Source organism: Marinitoga sp. 1197, from assembly GCF_001021165.1.
In the GTDB taxonomy this organism is placed as follows: Bacteria; Thermotogota; Thermotogae; order Petrotogales; family Petrotogaceae; genus Marinitoga.
In genome coordinates this window covers 1-1,266 of the sequence record NZ_AZAY01000036.1, presented here as the reverse complement: position 1 = coordinate 1,266, position 1,266 = coordinate 1, and the positions used below count along the sequence as shown (strand labels likewise).

Genomic DNA, 1,266 nt, shown 5'->3' with positions numbered 1-1,266 from the left:
TCCTGGTTGTCCTGCTGCGTTATGCCATATTAATTCTTTTACTTTTTCATCGAATATTTGTCCTGTTTCTGTTTCGTGTTGTAAAAGTAAATCATATACTTGTTCTTTGGTAAAGTATGGCACTTCTAAGTGTTCTGCTATGTTGAATGGACTGGCATTATCTTCTAATATTCCACTTAGATATCCTACGCTTATTAATATTACACTTCTGAGTTTGTATATTTCCCTATCATGATATATTTTTCTTATCGTATGCAAAAATTTGTTCATTAATTTTTCATTATCAAATTTTTCAAATTCATCTATCATTAATACCACTTCTTTTTTTGTTGCTTCGTGTATTTTGTCTATAATCTTGTTTATTTCCCTTATATTTTTATATTCTTCTTTTTTTATTCCTATTTTTATATTTTGATTTTTTAATTTTTTTATTATATCTTCTAAAAATACTTCTATAAACTCTTTTTCATCTTCTAAGCCATCATAATCTTCAAAAGATATAAAAATAGGTAAATATTTTTCTTTTGTTTTTTCAACTATATCTTTTAACAATGTTGTCTTTCCACTTTGTCTTGGCGCTGATACTGTAAAGTATCTCCAATTTTCTATATGATCAAGTGCCTCTTTCATTATATCGGGTCTCTCAATATAATAACATGTCTTTTTATCAACAGGACCACTTGTGCAGAATCTTCTCATGGCTCACCTCCGGTGTTACACGCCTACGGCGGGTTTTAGGATTAAAAATTGGATTTTATATCTTTTCTATTATATAATCATCAATATTCCTTTTTTCTGAATCTATGTTTATCCCTATTATATATATTTCTTTTCCTTTGTATTTTTCATAATATTTCTTTTCTTTTATCTGGTTTATTGCATCAATTGCGCTTTTATCCACTTTTATTTCAAAAAGATATATCCTTTCATCAAAATCTATTACAAGGTCACTTCGTCCTAAGTTTGTTAATTCTTCTGCTTTTACATCTATTCCTGCTGATGCTATTATTGTAAATATCAATGAGTGATAATACTTTTCTTCTTTTTTGTGTAGATTATACGGTATTGCACTTATTATTTTCTTTATTTCTTCTATTAATCCTTTTATGTCATTTTCCGCTATTTTTATGTATATTTCATTTACTATTTCTAATTCATCTTCTTTTAGTCCATAGTTTGCTTCTAATATTAGTTTTGAGAATGAGTTTTTTACTTCAAGATTTGGATAGTCAAGTATATATTTTTTCACTAATCCATATCTCTTTA

2 protein-coding genes are annotated in these 1,266 nt (G+C 27.0%); both read right to left on the bottom strand.

The features are described from left to right. Positions 1–699 (bottom strand): AAA-like domain-containing protein (locus X275_RS08985; protein WP_047268497.1); only part of this gene is annotated, 699 nt, incomplete at its 3' end. A gap of 55 nt (positions 700–754) precedes the next feature. Beyond that, positions 755–1,266 (bottom strand): PD-(D/E)XK nuclease domain-containing protein (locus X275_RS08980; RefSeq protein ID WP_047268496.1); only part of this gene is annotated, 512 nt, incomplete at its 5' end.